At 75.0% G+C, this 23,474-nt stretch carries 24 protein-coding genes; 23 read left to right on the top strand and 1 reads right to left on the bottom strand.

Annotated features, from left to right (window positions below):
• Positions 1-70 precede the first annotated feature (70 nt).
• The 23 genes from fliG to FN207_RS07260 all read left to right on the top strand — a co-directional run bounded on the left by fliG (position 71) and on the right by FN207_RS07260 (position 21,970).
• Complete coding sequence (fliG, locus tag FN207_RS07150) at positions 71-1,150, top strand: flagellar motor switch protein FliG (protein ID WP_185938225.1); 1,080 nt, start codon at positions 71-73, stop codon at positions 1,148-1,150.
• Positions 1,134-1,958, top strand: coding sequence for a FliH/SctL family protein (locus tag FN207_RS07155; RefSeq protein ID WP_142457618.1), 825 nt, complete (start codon positions 1,134-1,136; stop codon positions 1,956-1,958). The genes fliG and FN207_RS07155 overlap by 17 nt, the downstream gene beginning before the upstream one ends.
• A complete protein-coding gene (locus FN207_RS07160) occupies positions 1,958-3,277 on the top strand; it encodes a FliI/YscN family ATPase (RefSeq protein WP_142457619.1) in 1,320 nt (439 codons plus the stop codon). The genes FN207_RS07155 and FN207_RS07160 overlap by 1 nt, the downstream gene beginning before the upstream one ends.
• A gap of 1 nt (position 3,278) precedes the next feature.
• Positions 3,279-3,740: a flagellar export protein FliJ gene (locus FN207_RS07165; protein ID WP_142457620.1), complete on the top strand. Its 462-nt coding sequence runs from the start codon at positions 3,279-3,281 to the stop codon at positions 3,738-3,740.
• Positions 3,728-4,699: a transglycosylase SLT domain-containing protein gene (locus FN207_RS07170; RefSeq protein ID WP_142457621.1), complete on the top strand. Its 972-nt coding sequence runs from the start codon at positions 3,728-3,730 to the stop codon at positions 4,697-4,699. Before FN207_RS07165 ends, FN207_RS07170 begins: the two co-directional genes overlap by 13 nt.
• The gene (locus FN207_RS27275) at positions 4,696-6,024 is read left to right on the top strand and encodes a flagellar hook-length control protein FliK (RefSeq protein WP_142457622.1); all 1,329 of its coding nucleotides are present in this window, start codon (positions 4,696-4,698) and stop codon (positions 6,022-6,024) included. Before FN207_RS07170 ends, FN207_RS27275 begins: the two co-directional genes overlap by 4 nt.
• Before the next feature lie 12 nt (positions 6,025-6,036).
• Positions 6,037-6,456, top strand: a complete 420-nt coding sequence (locus tag FN207_RS07180) for a flagellar hook assembly protein FlgD (protein ID WP_142457623.1) — start codon at positions 6,037-6,039, stop codon at positions 6,454-6,456.
• A 43-nt stretch (positions 6,457-6,499) separates the two neighbouring features.
• Complete coding sequence (locus FN207_RS07185) at positions 6,500-7,696, top strand: flagellar hook protein FlgE (RefSeq protein WP_142457624.1); 1,197 nt, start codon at positions 6,500-6,502, stop codon at positions 7,694-7,696.
• A 306-nt stretch (positions 7,697-8,002) separates the two neighbouring features.
• The gene (locus FN207_RS07190; RefSeq protein WP_142457625.1) at positions 8,003-8,302 is read left to right on the top strand and encodes a flagellar FlbD family protein; all 300 of its coding nucleotides are present in this window, start codon (positions 8,003-8,005) and stop codon (positions 8,300-8,302) included.
• A 3-nt stretch (positions 8,303-8,305) separates the two neighbouring features.
• Positions 8,306-9,076, top strand: coding sequence for a motility protein A (locus tag FN207_RS07195; protein ID WP_185938226.1), 771 nt, complete (start codon positions 8,306-8,308; stop codon positions 9,074-9,076).
• Positions 9,073-10,005 (top strand): OmpA/MotB family protein, encoded by a 933-nt coding sequence (locus FN207_RS07200; protein WP_142457626.1) that lies wholly within the window; start codon positions 9,073-9,075, stop codon positions 10,003-10,005. The genes FN207_RS07195 and FN207_RS07200 overlap by 4 nt, the downstream gene beginning before the upstream one ends.
• Entirely contained in the window at positions 10,002-10,487 is a 486-nt protein-coding gene (locus FN207_RS07205; RefSeq protein ID WP_110907579.1) for a flagellar basal body-associated FliL family protein, read from the top strand. The genes FN207_RS07200 and FN207_RS07205 overlap by 4 nt, the downstream gene beginning before the upstream one ends.
• A 242-nt stretch (positions 10,488-10,729) precedes the next feature.
• Complete coding sequence (locus tag FN207_RS07210; protein WP_142457627.1) at positions 10,730-11,698, top strand: flagellar motor switch protein FliM; 969 nt, start codon at positions 10,730-10,732, stop codon at positions 11,696-11,698.
• Positions 11,695-12,456 (top strand): flagellar motor switch protein FliN, encoded by a 762-nt coding sequence (gene fliN / locus FN207_RS07215; RefSeq protein WP_142457628.1) that lies wholly within the window; start codon positions 11,695-11,697, stop codon positions 12,454-12,456. The genes FN207_RS07210 and fliN overlap by 4 nt, the downstream gene beginning before the upstream one ends.
• Positions 12,453-12,860, top strand: coding sequence for a FliO/MopB family protein (locus FN207_RS07220; RefSeq protein ID WP_142457629.1), 408 nt, complete (start codon positions 12,453-12,455; stop codon positions 12,858-12,860). The genes fliN and FN207_RS07220 overlap by 4 nt, the downstream gene beginning before the upstream one ends.
• On the top strand, positions 12,860-13,678 hold the full coding sequence (gene fliP, locus FN207_RS07225) for a flagellar type III secretion system pore protein FliP (RefSeq protein ID WP_142457630.1): 819 nt from the start codon (positions 12,860-12,862) through the stop codon (positions 13,676-13,678). Before FN207_RS07220 ends, fliP begins: the two co-directional genes overlap by 1 nt.
• Complete coding sequence (gene fliQ / locus FN207_RS07230; protein ID WP_142457631.1) at positions 13,675-13,950, top strand: flagellar biosynthesis protein FliQ; 276 nt, start codon at positions 13,675-13,677, stop codon at positions 13,948-13,950. The genes fliP and fliQ overlap by 4 nt, the downstream gene beginning before the upstream one ends.
• A 5-nt stretch (positions 13,951-13,955) precedes the next feature.
• Positions 13,956-14,720, top strand: coding sequence for a flagellar biosynthetic protein FliR (gene fliR / locus FN207_RS07235; RefSeq protein ID WP_110907585.1), 765 nt, complete (start codon positions 13,956-13,958; stop codon positions 14,718-14,720).
• A gap of 3 nt (positions 14,721-14,723) precedes the next feature.
• On the top strand, positions 14,724-15,872 hold the full coding sequence (locus FN207_RS07240; RefSeq protein ID WP_142457632.1) for an EscU/YscU/HrcU family type III secretion system export apparatus switch protein: 1,149 nt from the start codon (positions 14,724-14,726) through the stop codon (positions 15,870-15,872).
• 161 nt (positions 15,873-16,033) lie between these two features.
• Positions 16,034-18,064 (top strand): flagellar biosynthesis protein FlhA, encoded by a 2,031-nt coding sequence (gene flhA, locus FN207_RS07245; RefSeq protein ID WP_246065843.1) that lies wholly within the window; start codon positions 16,034-16,036, stop codon positions 18,062-18,064.
• Complete coding sequence (locus tag FN207_RS07250; RefSeq protein WP_142457634.1) at positions 18,051-20,666, top strand: hypothetical protein; 2,616 nt, start codon at positions 18,051-18,053, stop codon at positions 20,664-20,666. The genes flhA and FN207_RS07250 overlap by 14 nt, the downstream gene beginning before the upstream one ends.
• A complete protein-coding gene (locus tag FN207_RS07255; protein WP_142457635.1) occupies positions 20,663-20,908 on the top strand; it encodes a hypothetical protein in 246 nt (81 codons plus the stop codon). The genes FN207_RS07250 and FN207_RS07255 overlap by 4 nt, the downstream gene beginning before the upstream one ends.
• Before the next feature lie 144 nt (positions 20,909-21,052).
• Positions 21,053-21,970 carry a type IV toxin-antitoxin system AbiEi family antitoxin domain-containing protein gene (locus tag FN207_RS07260; protein ID WP_142457636.1) on the top strand — a complete coding sequence of 306 codons (918 nt, stop codon included), beginning with the start codon at positions 21,053-21,055 and terminating at the stop codon, positions 21,968-21,970.
• A gap of 92 nt (positions 21,971-22,062) precedes the next feature.
• Here FN207_RS07260 and phoH2 read toward each other — a convergent pair whose 3' ends face one another.
• Complete coding sequence (gene phoH2 / locus FN207_RS07265) at positions 22,063-23,358, bottom strand: RNA 5'-3' helicase PhoH2 (RefSeq protein ID WP_142457637.1); 1,296 nt, start codon at positions 23,356-23,358, stop codon at positions 22,063-22,065.
• Positions 23,359-23,474: the final 116 nt, after the last annotated feature.

Here is a 23,474-nt window from a genome sequence, read left to right on the forward strand (position 1 = left end):
AGCTCGCGAGGTCACTCATGGGTATCGCGACCTGCGGAGCAGGTCCTACGAGCGCCAGCGAGGAGGAGCTGTGACGCTCGCATCCGTGGAGCAGCTGGTGGGCGCGGGCGGGACCAACCTGCCCGCCCTGCCGCCGGCTCTGCCCCGTCCCGAGATGCCGGGCCTGCGCAAGGCCGCCGTCTTCCTCGCCCAGATGAGCAAGGAGGAGGCCGGGCTGCTGCTGTCCAAGCTGCGCCCGCGCGAGGTCGAGGCCCTCACCCGCGAGATCATGAAGCTCGGCTCGGTCGAGCCGGCCGACGTCGACGGCGTGCTCAGCGAGTTCCACGAGCTCATGGCCGCGCAGCGCTTCGTCGGCCGCGGCGGCGTCGACTTCGCCCGCGAGATCCTGGCGGCCGGCCTCGGCGAGGACAAGGCCGAGGGCATCCTCGCCCGGCTCAACGTCGTCTACACCGAGGTGCCCTTCGCCTCGCTGCGCAACGCCGACGTCCGCCAGCTGGTCACCTTCCTCAAGGACGAGCACCCGCAGGTCATCGCCCTGGTGCTGGCCCACCTCTCGGCCGCGCAGTCGGCCGAGGTGCTCTCGGGCTTCTCCCCCGAGCAGCAGGCCGAGGTGGCCCACCGGATCGCCACGATGGACCGCACCTCCCCGGAGATGGTCCGCCTGGTGGAGGAGGAGCTCGGTCGCCGGATGGGCTCGCTGCTCGCCCACCAGGACATGTCCACCGTCGGCGGCGTCGAGACCCTCGTCGAGATCATCAACCGCTCCCCGCGGCCGACCGAGCGCTCGATCCTCGAGTGGCTCGACACCTCCGACCCGGAGCTCGCCGAGCAGGTGCGCGCGCAGATGTTCGTCTTCGAGGACATCACCACCATCGACGACCGCTCGATGCAGCTGGTGCTGCGCGAGGTGGAGGCCAACGACCTGGCCACCGCGCTCAAGGGCGTGCGCCCCGACGTCCGCGACAAGGTGGTGCGGAACCTCTCCGAGCGCGCCGCGGAGAACCTCGCCGAGGAGATCGAGCTGCTCGGCCCGGTCCGCGCCCGCACGGTCGAGGAGGCCCAGGGCAAGATCGTCGCGGTCATCCGCACGCTCGAGGAGCAGGGCGTCGTGACCATCTCGCGCGGCGGGGACGATGAGTTCGTCGCCTGACGTGCGGCGGGAGTCGGTGCTGCTGCGCGGGGCCTCGGCCACCGCGGCGGCGCCCTACCGCTCGGTGCCCGGGACGACGGTGCCGCCGCGCCCGCGGCCGGCGCCGCAGCCGGCCCGGCCCTCCCCCGTCGTGGCCACCGCGCCCGAGGTCGTCGTCGAGCGGCGGGGCACCGTCCGCCGCGCCGCCGACGTCCCCGTGCCCAACGGCCGGGGCGTCCGGCGGCTCGGCGACGTCTACGCCGAGGAGCTCGCCCGGCTGCGCGAGTTCGCCCGCGCCGAGGGGCACAGCGCCGGCTACGCCGAGGGGCTCGCCGAGGCCGGCCGGGTCGTCGCGCAGGCCGAGGCCGAGGCGGCCGCCCGGCTGGCCGACGTCCAGGCCCGCTGGGAGCGGCGGATGGCCTCGGCCACCGCGGCCCTCGGTGCCGCCGTGTCCGCGCTGGACGCCGCCGCGGTGCCCACCGCCGAGGACGTCCGCGAGACCGTCCTCGACGGCGTGCTCACGCTGCTGGAGGAGCTGCTCGGCCGCGAGGTGTCGGCGTCGACCACCGCCGGGCTCGACGCGGTGCGCCGGGCGCTGACCCTGCTGCCCTCCGACGCCCCGGCCGTCGTCCGGCTGCACCCCGACGACCTCGCCGAGGTCCCGGCGCACGCTCTGGCCGCGCTGCCGGCCTCGGTCACCGTCGTCGGCGACGAGGCCGTCGAGCGCGCCGGCGCGGTCGCCGAGTGCGGCACCCGCCGGGTCGACGCCCAGCTGTCGACGGCGCTGGCTCGGGTGCGGGCGGTGCTGTCGGGCGGGGGCACCACCTGATGAGCACCGCAGCGCTGATCGCGCGCGCCCGCCGCGCCGCCCGCCCGCAGCTGACCGGCTCGGTGGTCGGCGCGATGGGGCTCACGCTCACCGTCGAGGGCGTCGCCGCCGCCGTGGGGGACCTCGTCGAGGTCGACCCGGGCCCGCGCGGGCTCATGGCCGAGGTGGTCGCCGTCTCCCGCGACCGGCTCACCTGCATGCCGCTGGGCGAGCTCGGCGGCGTGCACGCCGGCGCCCCGGTCCGCAACACCGGCATGCCGCTGCAGGTGCCCGTCGGCGAGGCGCTGCTCGGCCGGGTGCTCGACGGCCTCGGCCGGCCGGTCGACGGGCACGGCCCGCTCGGCGCCGGCAGTGGTGGCGGCATCGACTGGGTCGACCTGGCCAGCGAGACGCCGCACGCGCTCTCCCGCCGCCGGGTGGACGAGGCGCTGCCGGTCGGCGTCCGCGCGCTGGACACCCTCGTGCCGGTCGGCAAGGGCCAGCGGCTGGGCATCTTCGCCGGATCCGGCGTCGGCAAGTCCACGCTGCTCGCGCAGATCACCCGCGGCACCGAGGCCGACGTCCGCGTCATCGGGCTGATCGGCGAGCGCGGCCGCGAGGTCAAGGAGTTCCTCGAGGAGAACCTCGGCCCGGAGGGCATGGCCCGCACCGTCGTCGTCGTCGCCACCTCCGACGAGCCGCCGCTGGTGCGGCTCAAGGCCGCGTTCGTGGCCACCCGCATCGCCGAGGGCTTCCGCGACCAGGGCCGCGACGTGCTGCTGCTCATGGACTCGATCACCCGCACGGCCATGGCCCAGCGCGAGGTCGGCCTGTCCGCCGGCGAGCCGCCCGCCACCCGTGGCTACCCGCCGAGCGTCTTCGCGATGATGCCGCGGCTGCTGGAGAAGGCCGGCCCCGGCGCCACGGGCTCGATCACCGGCCTCTACACCGTGCTCGTCGAGGGCGACGACCACAACGAGCCGATCGCCGACACCGCCCGCTCCATCCTCGACGGGCACGTGGTGCTCACCCGCAAGCTCGCGACCACCGGCCACTTCCCCGCCATCGACGTCCTGGAGTCCATCTCCCGGGTCGCCGGCGCGGTGGTGTCGCCGGCCCGCATGGCCGACGCCCGCGAGGCCCGGCGGCTGCTCGGCGCGCTGCGCGACGTCAAGGAGCTGGTGGAGATCGGCGCCTACCAGGCCGGCAGCGACCCCCTGGTCGACCGCGCCCGGGCGCTGTCGCCCGTGCTCGACGCCTTCCTGCGCCAGCCGCTGGAGGACCGCACCGCCCCCGACGACGCGTGGTCGATGCTGCACCGGCTCGTGACGGCCGGCTGACGTGGGCAAGCGGGCCGGCTTCCGGCTCGAGCCGGTGCTGCGGGTGCGCCGCGCCGCCGAGCAGGCCGCCGAGCGGGCCGCCGCCGACGCCGCCGCCGCGGCCCGCGAGGCCGAGCGCCGCGCCGAGGAGCAGGCCGCCGCCCTCGCCACCCGGGTGCCGCCGGCGTCGTCCCCGGCACACGTCTTCCTCGCCGCGATGGTCGCATCGGCCGCCGCGGCTGCCGATGTGACAGCTGCACGGGCGACGGCGCAGGCCTCGGCCGAGCAGGCCGGGCTGCTGCGCGCGCGGTGGACCGCCGCCGCCCAGCAGACGAAGGCGCTGGAGAAGCTGCGCGAGCGGCACCTCCTCGCCCAGCACCACGCCGAGCTCTCCGCCGAGGAGCGCGCGGTCGACGACCTGGTCACCGCCCGGCACGCCGGGGCCGACAGCGAGGGACGAGAGGAGGAGCCGTGGAGGGACTGACCGCGGTGCAGGGCCGCATCGCCGAGATCCAGAACCGGATCCTCACCCTCGCCTCGGCGTCCTCGACGTCCACCTCGGCCGCCTGGTCGACCGCGGCCTCCGCCGCCGGGCTGACCGGCACCGCCGCGACGAGCGCGACCGCCGCTCCCGCGACGGCCGGCAGCGGCCCCGAGGCCCGGGTCGTGGCCGCCGCGGAGCGCTACCTCGGCGTCCCCTACGCCTGGGGCGGCACCGACCCCTCGGTCGGCCTGGACTGCTCCGGGTTGGTGCAGCGCGTCTTCGGCGACCTCGGCATCGACCTGCCGCGCACGAGCTCCCAGCAGGCCACCGCCGGCACCCCGGTCGCCGGCCTCGCCGAGGCCCGCCCCGGCGACCTCGTGTTCTTCGACAACTCCCCGTCGCGCCCGGGCATCGACCACGTCGGCATCTACGTCGGCGACGGCAAGATGATCGCCGCGCCGCAGGAGGGCGACGTCGTCAAGGTGCAGGACGTGGGCGACCCGACGCTCATCCGCCGGGTGCTCCCTCCCTCGACCGCCGCCCCGTCGGCGCTCCCCGCAACCGGCGGCTCCGGGCTGGCCGGCGTCCCCTACGCCGACCTGTTCACCGCCGCCGGCGCCCGGCACGGCGTCGACCCCGCGCTGCTCGCCGGCGTGGCGAAGGTGGAGTCCGGCTTCGACCCCGCCGCCGTGTCGTCGGCGGGCGCCACCGGCCTCATGCAGTTCATGCCGGCGACCGCCCGGGGCCTGGGCGTCGACGCCACCGACCCGGCGTCGTCGGTCGACGGCGCCGCCCGCTACCTGCGCCAGCTCACCGACCGGTTCGGCTCGACCGACCTGGCGCTGGCCGCCTACAACGCCGGTCCCGGCACGGTCGCCCGCTACGGCGGCATCCCGCCCTACGCCGAGACCCAGTCCTACGTCCGCAAGGTCACCAGCGCCGCGGAGGCCTACTCGTGACAGCACCCGTCCTGACCGCCACCCCCGCGGCCGCGCCCGCCCCCGCGCCGGCGTCCGGCTCCGACCCCGGCTCGGCCGCCGGCTTCGCGTCCGCCCTCGACGACGCCGTCGCCGAGCGCCCGGCCGCCGACCGCCCGCCGGGCGACCGCGGGGTCGGCCGCGACGGCGACCGCCCCGGCCGCGCCGTGGGCCGCGACGGCGACCGCCCCGGCCGCGCCCTCGGCCGCGACGGGGAGCCCGGCCGCCCGGAGGCTCCCGGCGACGACGCCACCGCCGACGGCGCCACGCCGGCCGCCGTCGATCCCCCCGCCGTGCCCGGTGCGCTCCCGGCCGGGTGGGCGCTGGCCCTCGCGCTGGGCACCACCGTCCCGACCGCCGCTCCCCCGGCCGCCGGCGCACCCGCTCCCGGCGCGCCCGCCGTGCCGGAGGCCGTTCCCGACGCGGCCGCCGCGGTGCCCGGTCCCGCCGCCGCGCTCCCGCAGGCGCTCCCCGCCGCGGCCGCCGGCGTCCCCGCCCCGGCCGGTGCCCCGCTGCCGCAGGGCGCCGTCCCCGCCGCGCCGGTGCCGGTCCCGGCGACCGTGCCCGCGACCCCCGGCGCACCCGTCCTCCCCGAGGGTCTCGTCGTCGTCCGGGCCGCCGAGCCGGCACCCGCAACCGCCACGACGAGCGCCGTGCCCGTCCTCGCCGAGCCGCTGCCCCCGGTCCCGGTGGCCGCGGCCTCCGGCGGCACCGCCGACGCGGGGACCCGGGAGCAGGACCGCGGCACGGCGGACGTGCCCGTCCCGACCGCCGCGACCGCCGCACCGGCAGCCGCCCCGGCTCCCGCGGCGACGGCCGCGGCCGCTCCCGCCGCCCGGGCCGACGTCCCGCAGCAGCCGGTGGCCGCCCAGGTCGCCCCCGCCGTCGCCACGCTCGCCTCCGGGCCCGACGGCACGCACACCATGACGCTGGTGCTCACGCCGGAGACGCTCGGGCCGGTCGAGGTCCGGGTGACCGTGCACGACGGCCGGCTCGACCTCAGCCTGCGCGGCGCCTCCGACGCCGGCCGCGCCGCGCTGCTCGACGCGCTGCCCGACCTGCGCCGCGACCTGGAGGCCTCCGGCCTCACCTGCTCGAAGCTGTCGGTCGACCGCGACCAGGCCGGCTCGGGCCAGTCGCAGGGGCAGGCCGGCTGGCAGCAGGCTGGCGGCCAGGGCCGCGGCGGCGCGCACGGCCCCGCCGACGACCGCGGCCGCCCGTGGCTGCGCGGCGCCGACCCCGACGGCGGCCGCCCGGCCGCCGCCCCCGTCCACCCCGCGTCGAGCGGCCTCGACGTCCGGGCCTGAGAGGAGCCGACGATGACCGACCCCGTGGGCGGCGTGGGCAGCAGCCCGGCCACGTACACCGCCGCCACGTCCGTGGACCGCAGCGACCAGATGGGCAAGGACACGTTCCTGCAGCTCCTGGTCGCGCAGATGAAGTACCAGGACCCCAACAGCCCGACGAGCACGACCGAGTTCATGTCGCAGACGGCGACGTTCACCCAGGTCGAGAAGCTCGAGGAGATCGCCTCCCAGAACGCCGAGCTGCTCGCGCTGCAGCGCTCGCTGTCCGCCGGCGCCCTGGTCGGCCACAACGTCAGCTGGACCGCCGAGGACGGCACGACGAAGTCCGGGACGGTCTCCTCCGTCCGGTTCAGCTCCGACGGGGCGAACGCCGTCGTCGGCGGCACCGAGGTGCCCATCGGCCGCCTCACCGAGGTCTCCCTGCCCGCCTGACCCCGCTCGAGCCCCCCGCTCCCCCTCCCGAGAGGACCCCCTCGTGCTCCGCTCCATGTTCTCGGCCATCTCCGGCCTGCGCGCCCACCAGACCAAGCTCGACGTGACCGGCAACAACATCGCCAACGTCAACACCGTCGGCTACAAGAGCAGCCAGACCGTCTTCGAGGACACCCTGTCCCAGGTGATCCGCAACGGCTCGGCGCCCACCGCCGAGACCGGCGGCACCAACCCGGCGCAGGTCGGCCTCGGCGTCAAGGTCGCCGGCATCACCACCAACTTCGGCCAGGGCTCCACGCAGAACACCGGCCGCGCCACCGACTTCATGATCAGCGGCGACGGCTTCTTCGTGACCAAGGCCGGCAACGAGAACCTCTACACCCGCGCCGGGTCCTTCGACTACGACGGCGCCGGCAACCTGGTCACCCCCGACGGCGCGCAGCTGCAGGGCTGGACCGCCGACGCGAACGGCGAGGTCAACTCCAACGGCCCGATCGGCCCGCTGCGGATCCCCTTCGGCCAGGTCATGGCCCCCACCGCCACCACCGAGGGCGCGCTCGTGGGCAACCTGTCCACCGGGACGGCGGTGAACGACGTCGTGCAGACGCAGGTCACCGCCTACGACTCCGTCGGCACCGCGCACGAGATCTCGCTGACCTTCACCAAGGGCGCCGCCAACACCTGGACGGTCGCCGCGCAGGAGGGCACCACGCCGCTGGGCTCGCAGGCGCTCACCTTCGACCCGGCCACGGGCAGGCCGAGCGGGGGCACGACGTTCGCGTTCACGGTGGCCGGCCAGAGCGTGGGCATCGACCTGACCGGGATGACCGAGTTCGGCGGCAAGACGGCGCTGACCCCCACCGGCGTCGACGGCAACGCCATGGGCACGCTGCAGTCGATCTCGCTGAGCAACGACGGCACGATCATGGGCGTCTACTCCAACAGCCTGCGCGAGCCGATCGGCAAGCTGGCGATGGCCACCTTCGCCAACCCCGGCGGCCTGTCGAAGGCCGGCAACACCAGCTACCGGGTGGGCGACAACTCCGGCCAGGCCGTCGTCGGCGAGGCCGGCACGGGCGGCCGCGGCAGCCTGACGGCCGGCGCGCTGGAGATGTCCAACGTCGACCTCGCCGAGGAGTTCACCGGCCTGATCGTCGCCCAGCGCGGCTTCCAGGCGAACAGCCGCGTGATCACCAGCTCCGACGAGATCCTGCAGGACCTGGTCAACCTCAAGCGGTAAGGACCTCCCCCCTCCCCACCGCTCGCGAGCTCGCGGCGGGCCCCTGGAGGGAGGCCAGCACGCGGCCCGGCACCCGTTCCCCGGGGTGCCGGGCCGCGCCGCGTCGGGGCGCCGGCCGTGGCGCCGTCCGTGTCCCCGGGACGCGTGTGACGTGCGGGAACGCGGTGCCCGGCTCACCCGCGGGGGTGATGCGGCGGGCCGGGTTCGGCTCAAGCAGTCCCCGCGCGGGACCGATGGTCCCTGTAGCCGGCGCCGCACCGTCGCGGCTGCCTCTCCCCCTTCCCGACCGAGCCAGAGGACCCACCCGTGATCCGAGTGACGCGCCTGAACGGGGAGCACTTCGCGCTGAACCCCGACCTGATCGAGCGGGTCGAGGGCCACCCCGACACCGTGGTCTTCCTCGTCGACGGCACCAAGTACGTCGTCAGCGAGGACGTCGACGCCGTGCTCGACGAGATCCGCGAGTACCGCGCGAGCATCCTCGCCACCGCCTACGCCATGGACCGCGGCACCTACCGCACCGCTCCCGGCGCCTCCGCGACCGAACCGCCGGGCGAGGCCCGCCGCGCGTCGGTCGTGCCCTTCCCGGCCCGTGAGGAGCGCTGACCCGTGGATCCCGCCACCCTGATCGGCTTCGCGGTCTCCCTGATCGCCCTCCTCATCTTCATGGTCATGGAGGGCGCCGACCCGATGTCGCTGCTGTTCCTCCCGGCCATCGTCCTGGTCATCGTCGCCACCTTCGGCGCGGCGATGTCCGGCCAGACGATGGACGACGTCAAGAAGGTCGGCAGCTGGTTCAAGATGGGCCTGATGCCGGCCAAGGTGCCGTCGGCCAAGGACCAGATCCAGACGCTGGTCAGCCTCGCCGAGAAGGCCCGCAAGGAGGGCCTGCTCGCGCTGGAGGCGCAGGTCAAGGCGATCGAGGACCCCTTCCTCAAGCGCGGCCTGCAGATGGGCATCGACGGCACCGACCCCGAGGAGCTGCGCGGCGTCCTCGAGAGCGAGATCGCCGCCAAGAAGGCGGAGGACAAGGTCGCCGCCAAGTTCATGACCACGATGGGCGGCTACGCGCCGACCATCGGCATCGTCGGCTGCATCGTCGGCCTGATGAACGTCATGGGGAACCTGAGCAACCCCGAGGCGCTGGGCCCGATGATCGCCTCGGCGTTCGTCGCCACCCTGTGGGGCGTCATGGCCGCCAACTTCTGGTTCCTCCCCATGGGCGCCAAGATCCTGCGGGTCAGCGAGCTGCAGGCCGCCCAGATGGAGCTGCTGGTCGAGGGCATCGCCGAGATCCAAGCCGGCACCAGCCCGCGCGCCGTCCGGCTCAAGCTCAACTCCCTGATCCCGCCCAGTGAGGTCGCCAAGGAGGCCGCGTGAGCAGCGGCGGCCACGGCGGCCGCCGCCGCGGCAAGAAGCACGAGGAGGAGGAGCACGAGAACCACGAGCGGTGGCTGGTGTCCTACGCGGACATGATGACGCTGCTCCTGGTGCTCTTCGTGGTCCTCTTCGCGATGAGCCAGGTGGACAAGGAGAAGTTCGCGGCGCTGGCCAGCGGCCTGTCGGAGGCCTTCGGTGCCCCCGTGAGCGCCCTGAGCAGCGCGGGGACCAACTCCGACGCCTCGGTCCTCGACTCCCTCGACGCCGCCGTCGACGTCCAGATCCCCCCGGCCCCGGCCGCGGAGTCCGACGTCGACGCCGCCGCCGCGCAGGCCGCCGCGGAGGAGGCCGCCCGCGTCGCCGCGGAGGCCCGTGCCGAGTACGACGAGCTCGCCGCCGCGCGGGACGCGATCGACGCGGCACTGGCGGCCGCCGGTCACGCCGGCGCCGCGCGGTTCGAGATCGACGAGCGCGGCCTGGTCGTGCACATCGTCTCCGACCCGGTGCTCTTCGGCCCGGAGGAGGCGACGCTGCAGCCGGCCGGGCGCACCATCCTCGACGCCGTCGCCCCGACGCTGGCCGCCCTGCCCAACCGGCTGGCCGTCGAGGGGCACGCCAACTCGCTGCCGGTCACCGCGGGCGGGCCGTGGCCGTCGAACTGGGAGCTGTCGGCCTACCGGGCGACGACGGTGGTCCGCTACCTGGCCGCCGAGGGCGTCCCGCAGGACCGCCTCTCGGGCACCGGCTACTCCGACACCCGGCCGGTGGTCCCCGCCTCCGACCCGAACGCCCTGTCCCTCAACCGCCGCGTCGACATCGTGGTGCTGTCCGACGCCTCCGCCGAGGCCGCCGAGCTGCTCCCCGGCCTCGACGCCCCCGCACAGACCGCCCCGGCCGCTCCGGCCGCACAGGAAGGCACCCACGAGTGAGCACCAAGACCAAGGACAAGGCCGCGAAGGACAAGGACGCCGCGGCCGACGGCGAGGAGCCGAAGGGCGGGAAGAAGAAGCTGATCGCGATCCTCGCCGTCCTGCTGGTCGTGGCCGGCGCCGCCGCGTACTTCTTCCTCTTCGCCGGGGGCGAGGCCGAGGCCGCCGAGCCCGAGCACGGCGGGTACACCGCTCTGGAGCCCATCGCGGTCAACCTCGCCGGCGGTGGCTACCTCAAGATCGGCATCACCCTGGAGTACACCGCGGACGCCGCCGCCGGCGGGCACGGTGGCGGTGGCGTCGACGGCTCCAAGGCCCTCGACATCCTCATCTCCACCTACTCCCAGGCCCAGCCGGCCGACGTGGTCGGGGCCCGCGAGGCGCTCAAGGAGTCCCTGGAGCACCAGATCGTGGAGGCCTACACCGAGGACGGCGTCCCGATGGTCATGCACGTCTACCTGACCGAGTACGTCACCCAGTAGCCCGCCCGGGCGCTCTGCCGTCCCCGCCGTCCGAGGTGACGTGCACCTGCGGCGCATCCTCGGCGCCGGCAGCGCCGGAACCGCACACCACCCGCTGCTCCACCACCACAGGAGACGGGACCGCACCACCGGTGCCGTCCCAGTGACACCCCGGCGCACCACGCGCCACACCCTCCCCGGCTGACCGGCGGCGCCCCGCGCCGCCGGTCAGTTCGCGTTCCGGCCCCGCCGATGAGGGGACCGTGACCCGCCCCGACACCGCGACCGCGCCCTCCGGGCCCGGGCCGCAGGCGCCGGCCGGTGGCCGCAGCCGGCGCGGTGCCCCGCGCACCTACGACTTCCGCCGTCCCACCAAGCTCGGCCGCGAGCACGTCCGGGTGCTGCAGATCGCGCAGGAGGCCTTCGCCCGCCAGGCGACGACGGTCCTCACCACGATGCTGCGCACCGGCGCCCGGCTGGAGCTGCACGGCATCGAGCAGCACTCCTACGACGACTACGTCGCCACGCTGCCCGACCCGTGCTTCCTGACGACGTTCACCATCGAGCCCCTGGCCGGCAAGGGCCTGCTGGCCTACCCGCTCGACATCGCGATGGCGACCGTCGACCACATGCTCGGCGGCTCCGGTGCCGCCACCCAGCCCGAGCGGCCGATGACGGCGATGGAGACCACCATCACCGGGCAGCTGATGACCCGGCTGCTGCAGGAGTTCGCCGCCGCGTTCGCGCACATCGCCGTCATGCAGCCGGTGGCCGACGACGTCGAGTACAACCCGGCGCTGGCCCAGGCCGCGGCCGGCTCGGACACCGTGATGGTCGCCCGGTTCACGATGTCGATCGGCAGCCGCGAGGGGAACGCCTCGCTGGTCCTGCCCTTCTCCTCCTTCGCGCCGGCGCTGTCCAACGCCGCCTCGCCGCAGCTGTCGGAGTCCGCGCAGCGCAAGCGGCAGCGCGCCGCGCAGTTGCTGGCCGAGCGCCTCGAGCTCGTCCCGGTCGACGTGAGCGTCCGGTTCAGCCCGCTCGAGGTGTCCTCGGAAGACCTGCTGTCGCTCACCGTCGGCGACGTCCTGCTGCTGCGCCACCCGCGGGACGCCCCGCTCGAGGTGACCACCAACGACGTCGTGTTCGCCCACGCCATCGCCAGCAACCACCGCCGCCGCCTGGCCGCCGCCATCGTCCCCGCCCCCTCCGCCGCGCCGAAGGACCTCGCATGACCGCCACGCTCGACCCCGCCCAGGCCGCCACCTCCGCTGCTGCCGAGACCATCACCGCCGTCGTGGTGGCCGCCGCCCGCGCCGCGGCCGCGCTCGTCCCGGCCGGTGCCGAGCTGCACCCCGGCCCGGCGGTGACCGACCCCGACGCCGTCCCGGTCCCGCCGGCCGCGGCCGTCGCCGTCAGCGCCCGGCTCTCCGGGGAGATCACCGGCGACGTCGTCCTCGTGCTCTCCGCGGAGGTCGTCGAGGCGCTGGACAACTCCCCCGTCGGCCCGATGGACGTCGCGACCGCGCTGCGCCCGGCGCTGGAGGCGGCCGCGGCCACCCTCGGCCGGGTCCGCGTGGACGCCGAGCGCACCGAGGACCCGGTCACCGCGCTCGACGGTCTGCGGGACAAGGGCATGTTCGTGGCCGTCCCGCTGTCGGCCGGCACCGACCACCAGGCCACCCTCGCGCTGCAGGTGACGCTGCCGACCGCGGCCCGCGCGCCGCGCAACAGCCTGGACCTGCTGCGGCACGTGGCCATGGAGGTCACCGTCGAGATCGGCCGGACGCGCATGACCGTGGGCGAGCTGCTCTCGCTGCACCCGGGTGAGGTGGTCGAGCTCGACCGCGCCGCCAGCGCCCCGGCCGACCTGCTGGTCAACGGCACGCTCATCGCCCGCGGCGAGGTCGTCGTCGTCGACGAGGACTTCGGGCTGCGGATCAGCGAGATCGTCAGCGACGCCGCCGCCGAGATCGGAGCCGCGCAGGCATGACCTGGATGCTGATCCGGCTGATCCTGTCGCTGGCCTTCGTCGGCGGCGTGCTGTGGTTCGCCGCGCGCCTGGCCAAGAAGCGCGGGCTGGGCTCCACCGGCGGGCTGGTCGAGGTCGTGGCCCGCCAGCGGATGGGCCGCACCAGCACGGTCAACGTGCTGCGCATCGCCGACCGCGTGCTCGTCGTCGGCGCGACCGAGGAGCAGGTCACCCTGCTCGCCGAGCTCGACGGCGACGCCGTGGAGACCACGCTCGCCGAGCGCGCCGCCGCTGCGCCCGCGGCGGGGGGCGGACCGGCCGTGCCGGCGCCGCGGGTCGGCGGCGCGCTGGCCGGCTCGGTGTTCGACCGGCAGGGCTGGGCGGGCTTCGTCACGTCGCTGCGCGAGCGGACGGTCCGCCGCTGATGACCCCTCCCCCGCTGGCGCGGTCCCTGCCGCGCCGGGCCGCCACCGTGCTGCTGGCCCTGCTGGGCTGCGCCGTCGCCGGCGTGCTGCTCGCCGGGCCGGCCGCCGCGGCCCCGACCGCCCCCACCGCGCCCACGGCACCGACCGTGCCCGCGGTCGACGGCGGGGTCGACATCTCGGTCGGCAACGGCAGCCCGAGCACCTCGATCACGCTGATCCTCGCGATCACCGTGCTGTCGGTGGCGCCCGCGGTGCTGCTGCTGTGCACGTCGTTCACCAAGATCGTCGTCGTCCTGTCGCTGACCCGCAACGCGCTGGGCCTGCAGTCCTCGCCGCCGAACTCGGTGCTCACCGGGATCGCGCTGTTCCTCACGTTGTTCGTGATGGGCCCGGTCCTGTCCGACGTCAACGAGGTCGCCGTCCAGCCCTACATGGACGGCGCGATGACGGTCTCGCAGGCCTACGACGCCGGCGTCGTGCCCCTCAAGGAGTTCCTGCTCGACAACACCCGCGACGACGAGCTGCAGCTCATGGTCGGCCTGTCCGGCGAGGAGCAGCCCGAGGACCGCGCGGCGGTGAGCATGACGACGCTGGTCCCGGCGTTCGTCCTGTCCGAGCTCAAGAGCGCCTTCATCATCGGTCTGGTCGTGTTCATCCCGTTCCTGGTGCTGGACATGCTCGTCAGCGCCTCGCTCATGGCGATGGGCATGATGATGGTGCCGCCGTCGATCGTGTCGCTGCCGTTCAAGCTGCTGTTCTTCGTCGTGGTCGACGGCTGGGCGATGATCACGACGTCGCTCGTGGGGTCGTATTCATGACCGACGCCGACGTCACCGACATCGCCATCCAGACGATGATGGTGGCCGCCAAGGTGGCCGCCCCGGTCCTGCTGACCGCGCTGCTGGTCGGTTTCCTGATCTCGCTGTTCCAGGCGGCGACCCAGATCCAGGAACCGACGCTGTCCTTCGTCCCCAAGATGATCGCGGTGAGCATCGCGCTGCTGGTCACGGGCAACTGGGTGCTCGCCGAGCTGGTCGACTTCACCCACACCCTGTTCGCCCAGCTGCCGCAGCTGCTCGGGCGGACCTGACCGGCATGGACCTCGAGGTCCCGGCGGTCACGCTCGCGGCCCTGCTGCTGGCCACCGCCCGGGCGGCCGGCTTCGTCCTGCTCGCCCCGCCGTTCACCACCCGTACCATCCCGGCGCCGGTCAAGGGCGCGCTGGCCCTGGCGCTGGCGGTCGCGCTGGTCGACCGCGTGGCGCCCGGGCTGCCCGAGCCGACCACCGGGTTCCTCGTCGTCACCGCCGTCAGCGAGGTGGCGATCGGAGCGGCGCTGGGCTTCGTCGTCCAGCTGTTCTTCACCGCGGTGCAGTTCGCCGGCGAGCTCATCGACGTCACCGGCGGCTTCTCGCTGCAGCCGGCCTACGACCCGCTGGCCATGACGACCAACTCCGTCATCGGCAAGCTGCACTACCTGCTGGCGACGACGCTGCTGTTCACCAGCGGCGGGCACCTGCTGATCGTGCGCGGGTTCGCCACCTCCTACGAGGGGCTGCCGGTCAGCGGCGGCTACCCGGCCGGGGACGTCGCGCACGTGGTGCTGACGGCGTTCTCGACGATGTTCCTCGCCGCGCTGCAGATCGCCGGCCCGATGGTGGCCGTGCTGCTGCTGGCCGACGTCGCCCTGGCCCTGCTGTCCCGGGCCGCCCCGGCGCTCAACATCTTCGCGATCGGCTTCCCCGTGAAGATCATGCTGACCCTCGCGCTGCTCGGGCTGACCTTCCCCCTGTTGCCGCCGGCGCTCGACGCGCTGCTGGAGCAGGCCACCCGCGCGGTCGTCGGCTTCCGGAGCGGGTGAGCCGTGGCCAAGGACGGTCAGGGGGGTGAGAAGACCGAGAAGCCCACTCCGAAGCGCCTGAAGGAGGCGCGCAAGGAGGGGCAGATCCCGCGGACCCAGGAGCTGGGCACCTGGGCGGGCGTGGCGGCGGCCAGCGTCTTCCTGCCGATGCTGGTGGCGAACACCTTCGACGCCGCCGGCCGGCTGTTCGTGCAGTTCGGGTCGGTGGTCGACGAGCCGGACGCCGAGGCGGTCGGGGCGCTGCTCGGGCAGGCGCTGACGGTCTTCCTCGAGACGGTGCTGCCGATGGCCCTGTCGCTGATGCTCGTCGGGGTGCTGGCCTCGGCCGCGCAGGGCGGGGTCTCCTTCGCCACCAAGGGCATGAAGCCGACGCTGAAGAAGTTCAACCCGTTCCCCGGGATGAAGCGGATGTTCGGCACCCACGGGCTCTGGGAGGCGGTGAAGGCCGTCATCAAGACCGCGGCGCTGGGCACCGTCGTCGTCGTGACCAGCGACCGGGCGCAGGCGCTGGTGTCGGCGTCGGGCGCGCTGCCGCTGTCGGCCGTGGTGGCGACGTTCGCCTCCTCCGCCGTCCTCATGCTGCGCGTCGTGGCGGTCACCGGCCTGGTCATCGCGATCGCCGACTACGTCGTCGTGCGCAAGCAGACGATGAGCAAGCTGAAGATGACCAAGTACGAGATCGAGCGGGAGCACAAGCAGTCCGAGGGCGACCCGCACGTGAAGGGCCAGCGCCGCTCGATGCAGCTGGCGATGTCGCGCAACCGGATGATGGCCGAGGTCGCCACCGCCGACGTGCTGCTGGTCAACCCGACGCACGTCGCCGTGGCGCTGAAGTACGAGCCCGAGCGGGGGGCGCCGCGGGTGGTGGCCAAGGGCGCCGACGAGGTGGCCGCGCGGCTGCGTGAGCGGGCCGCCGACGCGCGGGTGCCGATGGTCCAGGACGTGCCGCTGGCGCGGGCCCTGCACGCCTCGTGCGAGATCGGCCAGGAGGTGCCGCCGCAGCTGTTCACCGCCGTCGCCCGCGTGCTGGCCTTCGTGATGCAGCTCGGCGCCCGCGGCGTGCGCGGCGGCTTCCACCGTCCCGGCTTCCAGGCACCCGACGTCGCCGACCTGCCGCGGGCCGGCCGCCGGAGGGCCCCGATCGCCTCCTGACGCCGGGCCCCCTCGGGCATTGGAGGCGATACGCACCTCCCACCTGCCGATACGTGCGCAGAGCCTCCATTGCCTCGCCCGGCGGTGGGACGGCTGTGACTGGTGCGTCGTCCGCGGTCGGCCGGGCACCCCCGGCTGCCGATGCAGTGCCCGTGCGAGGGATGACGAAGGCAGCCGTGCCCATCGGCGTGGTGGCCATCGTCCTCATGCTGGTCGTGCCGCTGCCCGCCGCGGTGCTGGACCTGCTGCTCGGCCTGAACATCACCGCGTCGCTGCTGATCCTGCTGGTCTCCATGCAGATCAAGCGGCCCCTGGACTTCGCGGTCTTCCCGGCGCTGATCCTCATCGCGACGCTGTTCCGCCTCGCGCTCAACGTCTCCTCGACGCGGCTGGTCCTCACCGACGGCTACGCCGGCAAGGTCATCGAGGCCTTCGGGCACTTCGTGATCGGCGGCTCGCTCGTCGTCGGCCTGGTGATCTTCGTGATCCTCACGATCATCCAGTTCGTCGTCATCACCAACGGTGCCGGCCGCGTGGCCGAGGTCGGCGCCCGCTTCACCCTCGACGCGATGCCCGGCAAGCAGATGGCCATCGACGCCGACCTCAACGCCGGGCTGATCAACGAGAAGCAGGCGCGCAAGCGGCGCACCGAGGTCACCGCCGAGGCCGACTTCTACGGCTCGATGGACGGCGCCTCGAAGTTCGTCAAGGGCGACGCCATCGCGGCGATCATCATCACGCTGATCAACCTGGTCGGCGGGTTCGCCGTCGGCGTCATGCAGCGGGGCATGGCGCCGGGCGAGGCCGTCTCCACGTTCTCGCTGCTGACCGTCGGCGACGGCCTGGTCTCGCAGATCCCGGCGCTGCTGCTGTCCACCGCGACCGGCATCATCGTCACCCGCTCGGCCAGCGACGGGGACATGGGCAGCGACCTGCTCGCCCAGCTCGGCCGGTTCAAGCAGCCGGTGCGCATCGCCGGCGGCGCCGCCGTGGCGATGTGCCTGATCCCCGGGCTGCCGAAGCTGCCCTTCCTCCTGATCGGCGGGGTCTTCCTGTTCATGGCCTCGCGCATGCAGGAGGTCCCGCCGGAGGACGACGAGACGCCCGAGATCGCCGCCGCCGAGGCACCGGCCCCCGACTCCCCCGAGGCGATCGCCGAGCGCATGCGGGTCGACCCGCTGGAGCTCGAGGTGGCCTTCGACCTGGTCGACCTCGTCGACTCCTCCCGCGGCGGCGACCTGCTCGACCGGGTCAAGGCGCTGCGCCGGAAGGTCGCGATGGAGACCGGCCTGGTCATCCCGCTGGTCCGCACCCGCGACAACCTCGACCTGCCGGCGTCGCAGTACGTCATCTGGCTCAACGGCGTCCCGGCGGCCAAGGGCATCTCCCCCGCCGGCACCGTGCTGGCCATCGGCGACGCCCTCGACGGGCTGCCCGGCCGGCCCACCCGCGAGCCGGTGTTCGGCCTGCCGGCCAAGTGGGTGCCGGTGGAGCTGCAGCGGCAGGCGGAGATGGCCGGCGCCACCGTCGTCGACCGCTCCTCGGTCATCACCACCCACCTGGCCGAGGTGGTCCGGCAGAACGCCGCCGAGCTGCTCGGCCGCGAGGACGTGCGGCTGCTCGTCGAGATGGTCAAGCGGACCCACCCGGTCGTCGTCGAGGAGCTCACCCCGGCGCTGCTCACCCTCGGCGAGGTGCAGCGGGTGCTGCACGCGCTGCTGGAGGAGAACGTCTCCATCCGCGACCTGGTGCGCATCTTCGAGGCGCTGTCGCTGCGGGCGAAGACCTCCACCGACCTCGACGGGCTGGTCGAGGCGGTGCGCGGCGCGCTCGGCGCGGCGATCAGCCACCCCTACGTCACGCCGGACGAGCGGCTGCACGTCCTCACCCTCGAGCCCGGCTTCGAACAGCGGCTGCTGGAGGCCGTGCGGCACAGCGACGGCGGCCAGGTGCTGGCCCTCGACGCCGGCTCGGTCGACGCGCTGGTCACCGGCTGCAGCGGGCTGCTCGAGGACGCCGAGCAGCACGGCCTGTCCCCCGTCCTCGTGTGCTCCCCGCAGGTGCGGGCCGCGCTGTCCCGCCTGATGCGTCAGGTCCTCCCCCGCCTGCCGGTGATCTCGTACTCCGAGGTCTCCCGCACGGCCCAGATCGAGTCACTGGGAGTGGTGAACGGTGCCGTTGCCATCCGTTGAGGCGCCCACGCCCGAGGCCGCCGTCGCGGCGGCGCGGGAGCGGTACGGGCACGCGGTGCGGATCGTCGGCGTGCGCCGCATCCGCTCCGGCGGCGTGCTGGGCTTCTTCGCCACCGAGCGCTTCGTCGCCGAGGTGGAGGAGGTCGAGCCGGCGCGGCGCGCGCCCGCCCCGAAGTCGGAGTCCGCGCGCCGCATCGAGGCCGCGCTCAGCCGCGACCCCGGCCCGCTGCAGGACACCGGCGCGTTCCTGCGGGCCACCGAGATGCACCGCAGCCGTCCCGCGGCCGCGCGTCCCACCGCCCGCCCGGCCGCGCCCCGCGAGCTGCCCGACCCGGTCGCCGAGCTGGCCGGCCTGCTCGGGTCCGCCGACGGTGACGCCGACGTCGACCTCTACTCCCGCGCGTCGGTGGGCACACCGCGCCGCCCGGCTGCCGGTGCTGCTGCCTTCCGCCGCGCCGCCGCCCCCCGTGCCGCCGCCGCTGCTCCTGCTGCCGCGCCGGCCGCGGCTCCCCGGAAGCCCGTGCGCGCCCCGGTGCGGCCGCCGGCGACGCCGGTCGAGCCCGCCGGCCCGTCTCTGTTCACCGCCGCGCTGGCGCAGGTCGTCTCGGGCGACCGCGAGGTGCGCGAGGCCGTCGACGACGCCGTCCGCTCGGCCGCCGCGCTGTCGGCCGCCGAGGCCCTGCGCGCGGTCCAGGAGGTCGCCGACGCGACCGCCGCCGCCACCGCGAGGGACGAGGAGCCCGGGCCCTCCTCGGTGCTGAGGACGCCGGAGCCCGCGCCCGCGCCGTCGATGCCGCTGGCCGCCGCCCTCGCCGCCGCGATGGCCGCTCCCGCCCCTGCGCCTGCTCCCGCTGCCCCGGCTCCCGCCGCGCCGGTGGTCGAGGAGCCGGTCGTCGAGGAGCCGGTCGTCGAGGCCCCGGTCGTCGAGGAGTCCGCGGCCGAGGTCGTCGTCGAGGAGCCCGTGGCCGAGGCCACCGAGGACGAGGTCGCGCCCGGCGTGGACATGTGGGCCGACCCCGTGCCGGTGTCCCGTCCCGCCGTCGCCCCCGAGACCGTCGCCGAGGTCCACGAGGACGCCGTCGAGGAGGACGTCGTCGAGGAGGTCGCCGAGGAACCGACGGACGACGAGGACTCCCTGCTCACCGACCTGCTGGGCCCTGCCGAGGAGCCCACCGTCGAGGAGCCCGTGGCCGAGGCCGTCGCGGAGGACGTCGTCGAGGCCGCCGTGGCCCTCGTGCCCGAGGACGAGCCGATCACCGACGTGCTGCCGGCCGTCGTCGTGGAGCCCATCGAGGTGCCGGCGCCGCAGCCGGTGGCCGAGTGGGCCGCCGAGCCCGACCTCACCGGCCCGGTCACCGGGCGCGAGGAGGCCATCGCCGAGGTCCTGCGGGCCGCCCTCGCGCACGACACCCCCGACGACGCCCTCACCGACATCCTCCGCGGCGTGCTCGCCAGCGCCTCGACGCAGGGCGGCGTGCACCGCGGCCGCCCGCCGGTCCCGGCGCCCTCGCAGCGCGCCGACCAGGAGCCGGCCTGGGTCGACGCCTCGGCGGAGTCCGACGAGTGGGAGGTCGAGGAGGCGGTGCTCGCGCCGACCGCCAGCGACCCCGCGCCGCTCGCGCTCGACTCCACCGCCGTCCTGCCGCCCCTGTCCCTGCTGCCGCCGCCCACCCCCGGCGCCGAGCTGGCTGTGCCGCGGCTGCTCGGGCGCCCGCCCGTGCCGCCGGCCCGCCGCCTCCCGCCGGTGCCGGGCCAGGCCGTCGCCCGCGTGGCCGCCCCGGCGCCGGGCCTGGCGACCGTGACCCGCCTCCCGGTCGACGCCCGCGCCGGTCGCGGCTGGACCCCGGGTCGCGTCGTCGTGTCGTCGGTCCGCGAGGCCGGCACCACGCCCGCCGGCCGCGGCTGGGTCGACCCGCGCCTGGTCGAGGCCGCCGGCACCGTCGCCCGGCTGCGCGCGCTCGGCGTGCCGGAGGACCTGCTCGGCGCCGGCTTCACGGCCGAGGTCGCCGACGCCGGCACCTACGCCGCGCTCACCCGCGCGTTCGGTGCGGCGCTGCCCGCGGCGCCGTCGGCCCCGACCGGCGCCGGCGAGGTGCTGCTGGTGGTCGGCCCGGGCGTCGAGACGCTCGCCGCCGCCCGCTCGCTGGCGGCCACCATGCGTCTGGACGCCGACCGGCTGCAGTGGGCCACCCGCGGGGACCTCGCCGCGCTGGCGTCCGAGACCAGCCGGATCACCTCCGTCGACACCGCGATCGCCCGCAAGCAGGAGGCCGCCGCCGCGGGGACGCCGACCGTCGTCGCGGTGGACGCCCCGATGCGCGCCGGTGCCCGCACGTGGCTCGAGCAGGTCATGGCGATCTTCTCGCCGGTGGGCGTGTGGGCCGTCGTCGAGGCGACCCGCAAGCCCGAGGACGTCGGTCCGTGGCTGGACGCGCTCCCCCGCGTCGACGCCCTCGTCGTCCAGGACACCGACCTGACCGCCGACCCCGCCGCCGTGCTGGGCCGGACGACGGTGCCGGTGGCCCTCATCGACGGCGCGCGGGCCACCGCGCACCGCTGGGCCTCGCTGCTGTGCGAGCGGCTGGAGAGCGCTGAGTCATGAGCCCGCTGCGCTGGGACGTGCTCACGGTGGGGCTCGTGCTGGCCCTGCCGGTGCTCGCGCTGTACCTGCGCGGCGACTTCACGATCGACGAGGTGGTCACCCGGCTGCCCTGGTGCCTGCTCGCCGCCTGGGCCGCGGTGGCGCTGCTGCGCTGGGCCGCGACGCCGCCGAACCGTCCGGCCGACCGCGGCGCCCGCCCGGCCCCGGCCGTCCCCGGCGAGGACCCCGCCCCCGTCCCCTGACCGCTCCTGCGGCGTCGTCCGTGCTCCTGCGGTGTCGCACGACCGCAGGAGCACGGGGAACACCGCGAGAGCACAGGGCGGGACGTGGTCCACAGATCGCTCTGACCGGCGTCACCACTGATCGACGGCAGCGACGGTCGGCGCATGACCGACTGGTTCCCCACGGGGCCTGTCCTGCGGAGGGCAACGGCCCTCGCCGCCGGCCTGACCGACGACGAGTTGGCTCGAGCGGTCCGCCGGGGTGACCTGACCCGGATCCGGCGAGGCGCCTACCTCGATCCGACGGCCGGGCTCTCGCGGCATCGTGCGCTCGTCCTGGGCACCGCTCCGGCGTTGCGGGACGGCAGCGTCGTCAGTCACAGCTCGGCCGCCGTGCTCCACGGGCTGCCGCTGTGGCGGGTCGACAGCGTGCGCGTGCACGTGACGAGGCGGCCGCCCGCCGGCGGAAGTGGCAGCGCGCGGGTCCACCTGCACGTCGCCCGCCTGCCCGACAGCGAGGTGACCCTGGTCGACGGCGTGCTCACCACGACCCTGGCCCGCACGGTGGTCGACCTCGCCCGGTCGGTGTCCTTCGAGTCCGCGGTCGTCGCCGCCGACGCCGCGCTGGCCACGGGCAGCCTGTCGCGGGAGGACCTGGCCGCCTGCCTCGGGCGGATGGGTCCGGTACCCGGGTCCCGCGGGGCCGCTCGCGTCGCCGCCTTCGCCGACGGGCGCAGCGAGAGCGTCGGCGAGAGTCGCAGCCGGGTGGTGCTCCACCGCCTCGGGATCCCGGCTCCCGACCTGCAGGTGCGGCTGGTGCGCCCCGACCGGTCGGTGATCGGCCGCTGCGACTTCGGCTGGCGTGCACACTCGACGATCGGCGAGTTCGACGGGCGGATCAAGTACCGGGCCGACGAGGGACGGGACGCCGGCGACGTCGTCTTCCGCGAGAAGCTCCGCGAGGACGAGATCCGTGACGCCGGGTGGGAGGTGGCCCGCTGGACCTGGGCCGATCTCGACACGCCGTCCGTGGTCGACCGCCGCGTCCGCCGGGCGTTCAGCCGCGCCGGACGACCGCTGTGACCGGGCTCTTGCGGTGTTCTCGTCGCTTCTGCGGTCCTGCGAGACCGCAGAAGCGGGTGGAACACCGCAAGAGCCCGGCCGGCGGCGGAAGCTCAGAGGGGGAAGTCCTCCAGCATCTCGGTGACCAGCGCGGCGATCGGCGAGCGCTCGGAGCGGGTCAGCGTCACGTGCGCGAACAGCGGGTGGCCCTTGAGCTGCTCGACCACCGCGGCGACGCCGTCGTGCCGGCCCACCCGCAGGTTGTCCCGCTGGGCGACGTCGTGGGTGAGCACCACCCGCGACCCGCTGCCCAGCCGCGACAGCACCGTCAGCAGGACGCCGCGCTCCAGCGACTGCGCCTCGTCGACGATCACGAACGAGTCGTGCAGCGAGCGGCCGCGGATGTGGGTCAGCGGCAGCACCTCGATGAGGTCGCGTGCGGCGATCTCCTCGAGGACCTCCTTGGACACCAGCGCGCCGAGGGTGTCGTAGACCGCCTGCGCCCAGGGCGACATCTTCTCGCCCTCACCGCCCGGCAGGTACCCGAGCTCCTGGCCGCCGACGGCGTACAGCGGCCGGAAGATGACGACCTTCTTGTGCGCCCGCCGCTCCATCACCGACTCCAGCCCGGCGCAGATCGCCAGCGCCGACTTGCCGGTGCCCGCCCGCCCGCCGAGCGAGACGATCCCGACCTCGGGGTCCAGCAGCAGGTCCAGCGCCACCCGCTGCTCGGCCGAGCGCCCGTGCAGGCCGAACGCCTCGCGGTCGCCGCGCACCAGCCGCACCTGCTTGTCCGGCGTGACCCGCCCCAGCGCCGACCCGCGGGACGACAGCAGCACCAGCCCGGTGTGCGCGGGCAGCTCCGCGGCCGCCGGCACGTACACCTCGCCGGTGTCGTAGAGCGCCGAGAGCTCGGCGTCCTCCAGCGACAGCTCGGCCATGCCGGTCCAGCCCGCGTCGACGGCGTCGAGCACGCGGTACTCGTCGGTGTCGAGGCCGACCGCCGCCGCCTTGACCCGCAGCGGCACGTCCTTGGTGATCAGGCAGACGTCGCGGCCGTCGGCGCGCAGGTTGAGCGCCACCACCATGATCCGGCTGTCGTTGCTGTCGTTCCGGAAGCCGGCCGGCAGCACCGCGGCGTCGCTGTGGTTGAGCTCGACGTGCAGCGTGCCGCCGTCCTCCCCCACCGGCACCGGCGCGTCGAGCCGGCCGTGGGTGACCCGGAGGTCGTCGAGCAGCCGCAGCGCCTGGCGGGCGAACCAGCCGAGCTCGGGGTGGTGCCGCTTGTCCTCGAGCTCTCCGATGACGACGAGCGGGAGCACCACGTCGGCGTCGCCGAAGCGCAGCAGCGCGCGGGGGTCGGAGAGCAGGACGGAGGTGTCGAGGACGTACGTGCGGCGAGTGGTCACGGTCGACTCCCGATGGGGCGCGTGCTGCACCCCGGCTCGAAGGTGGCCGGGCCCCGGCACAGGAGCCGGGGACCGGCCCCTCTGGTCGACGAGATCGTCAGCACCAACCGGGCCTC

The sequence above is a fragment of the Geodermatophilus aquaeductus genome (assembly GCF_900182545.1).
In the GTDB taxonomy this organism is placed as follows: Bacteria; Actinomycetota; Actinomycetes; order Mycobacteriales; family Geodermatophilaceae; genus Geodermatophilus; species Geodermatophilus aquaeductus.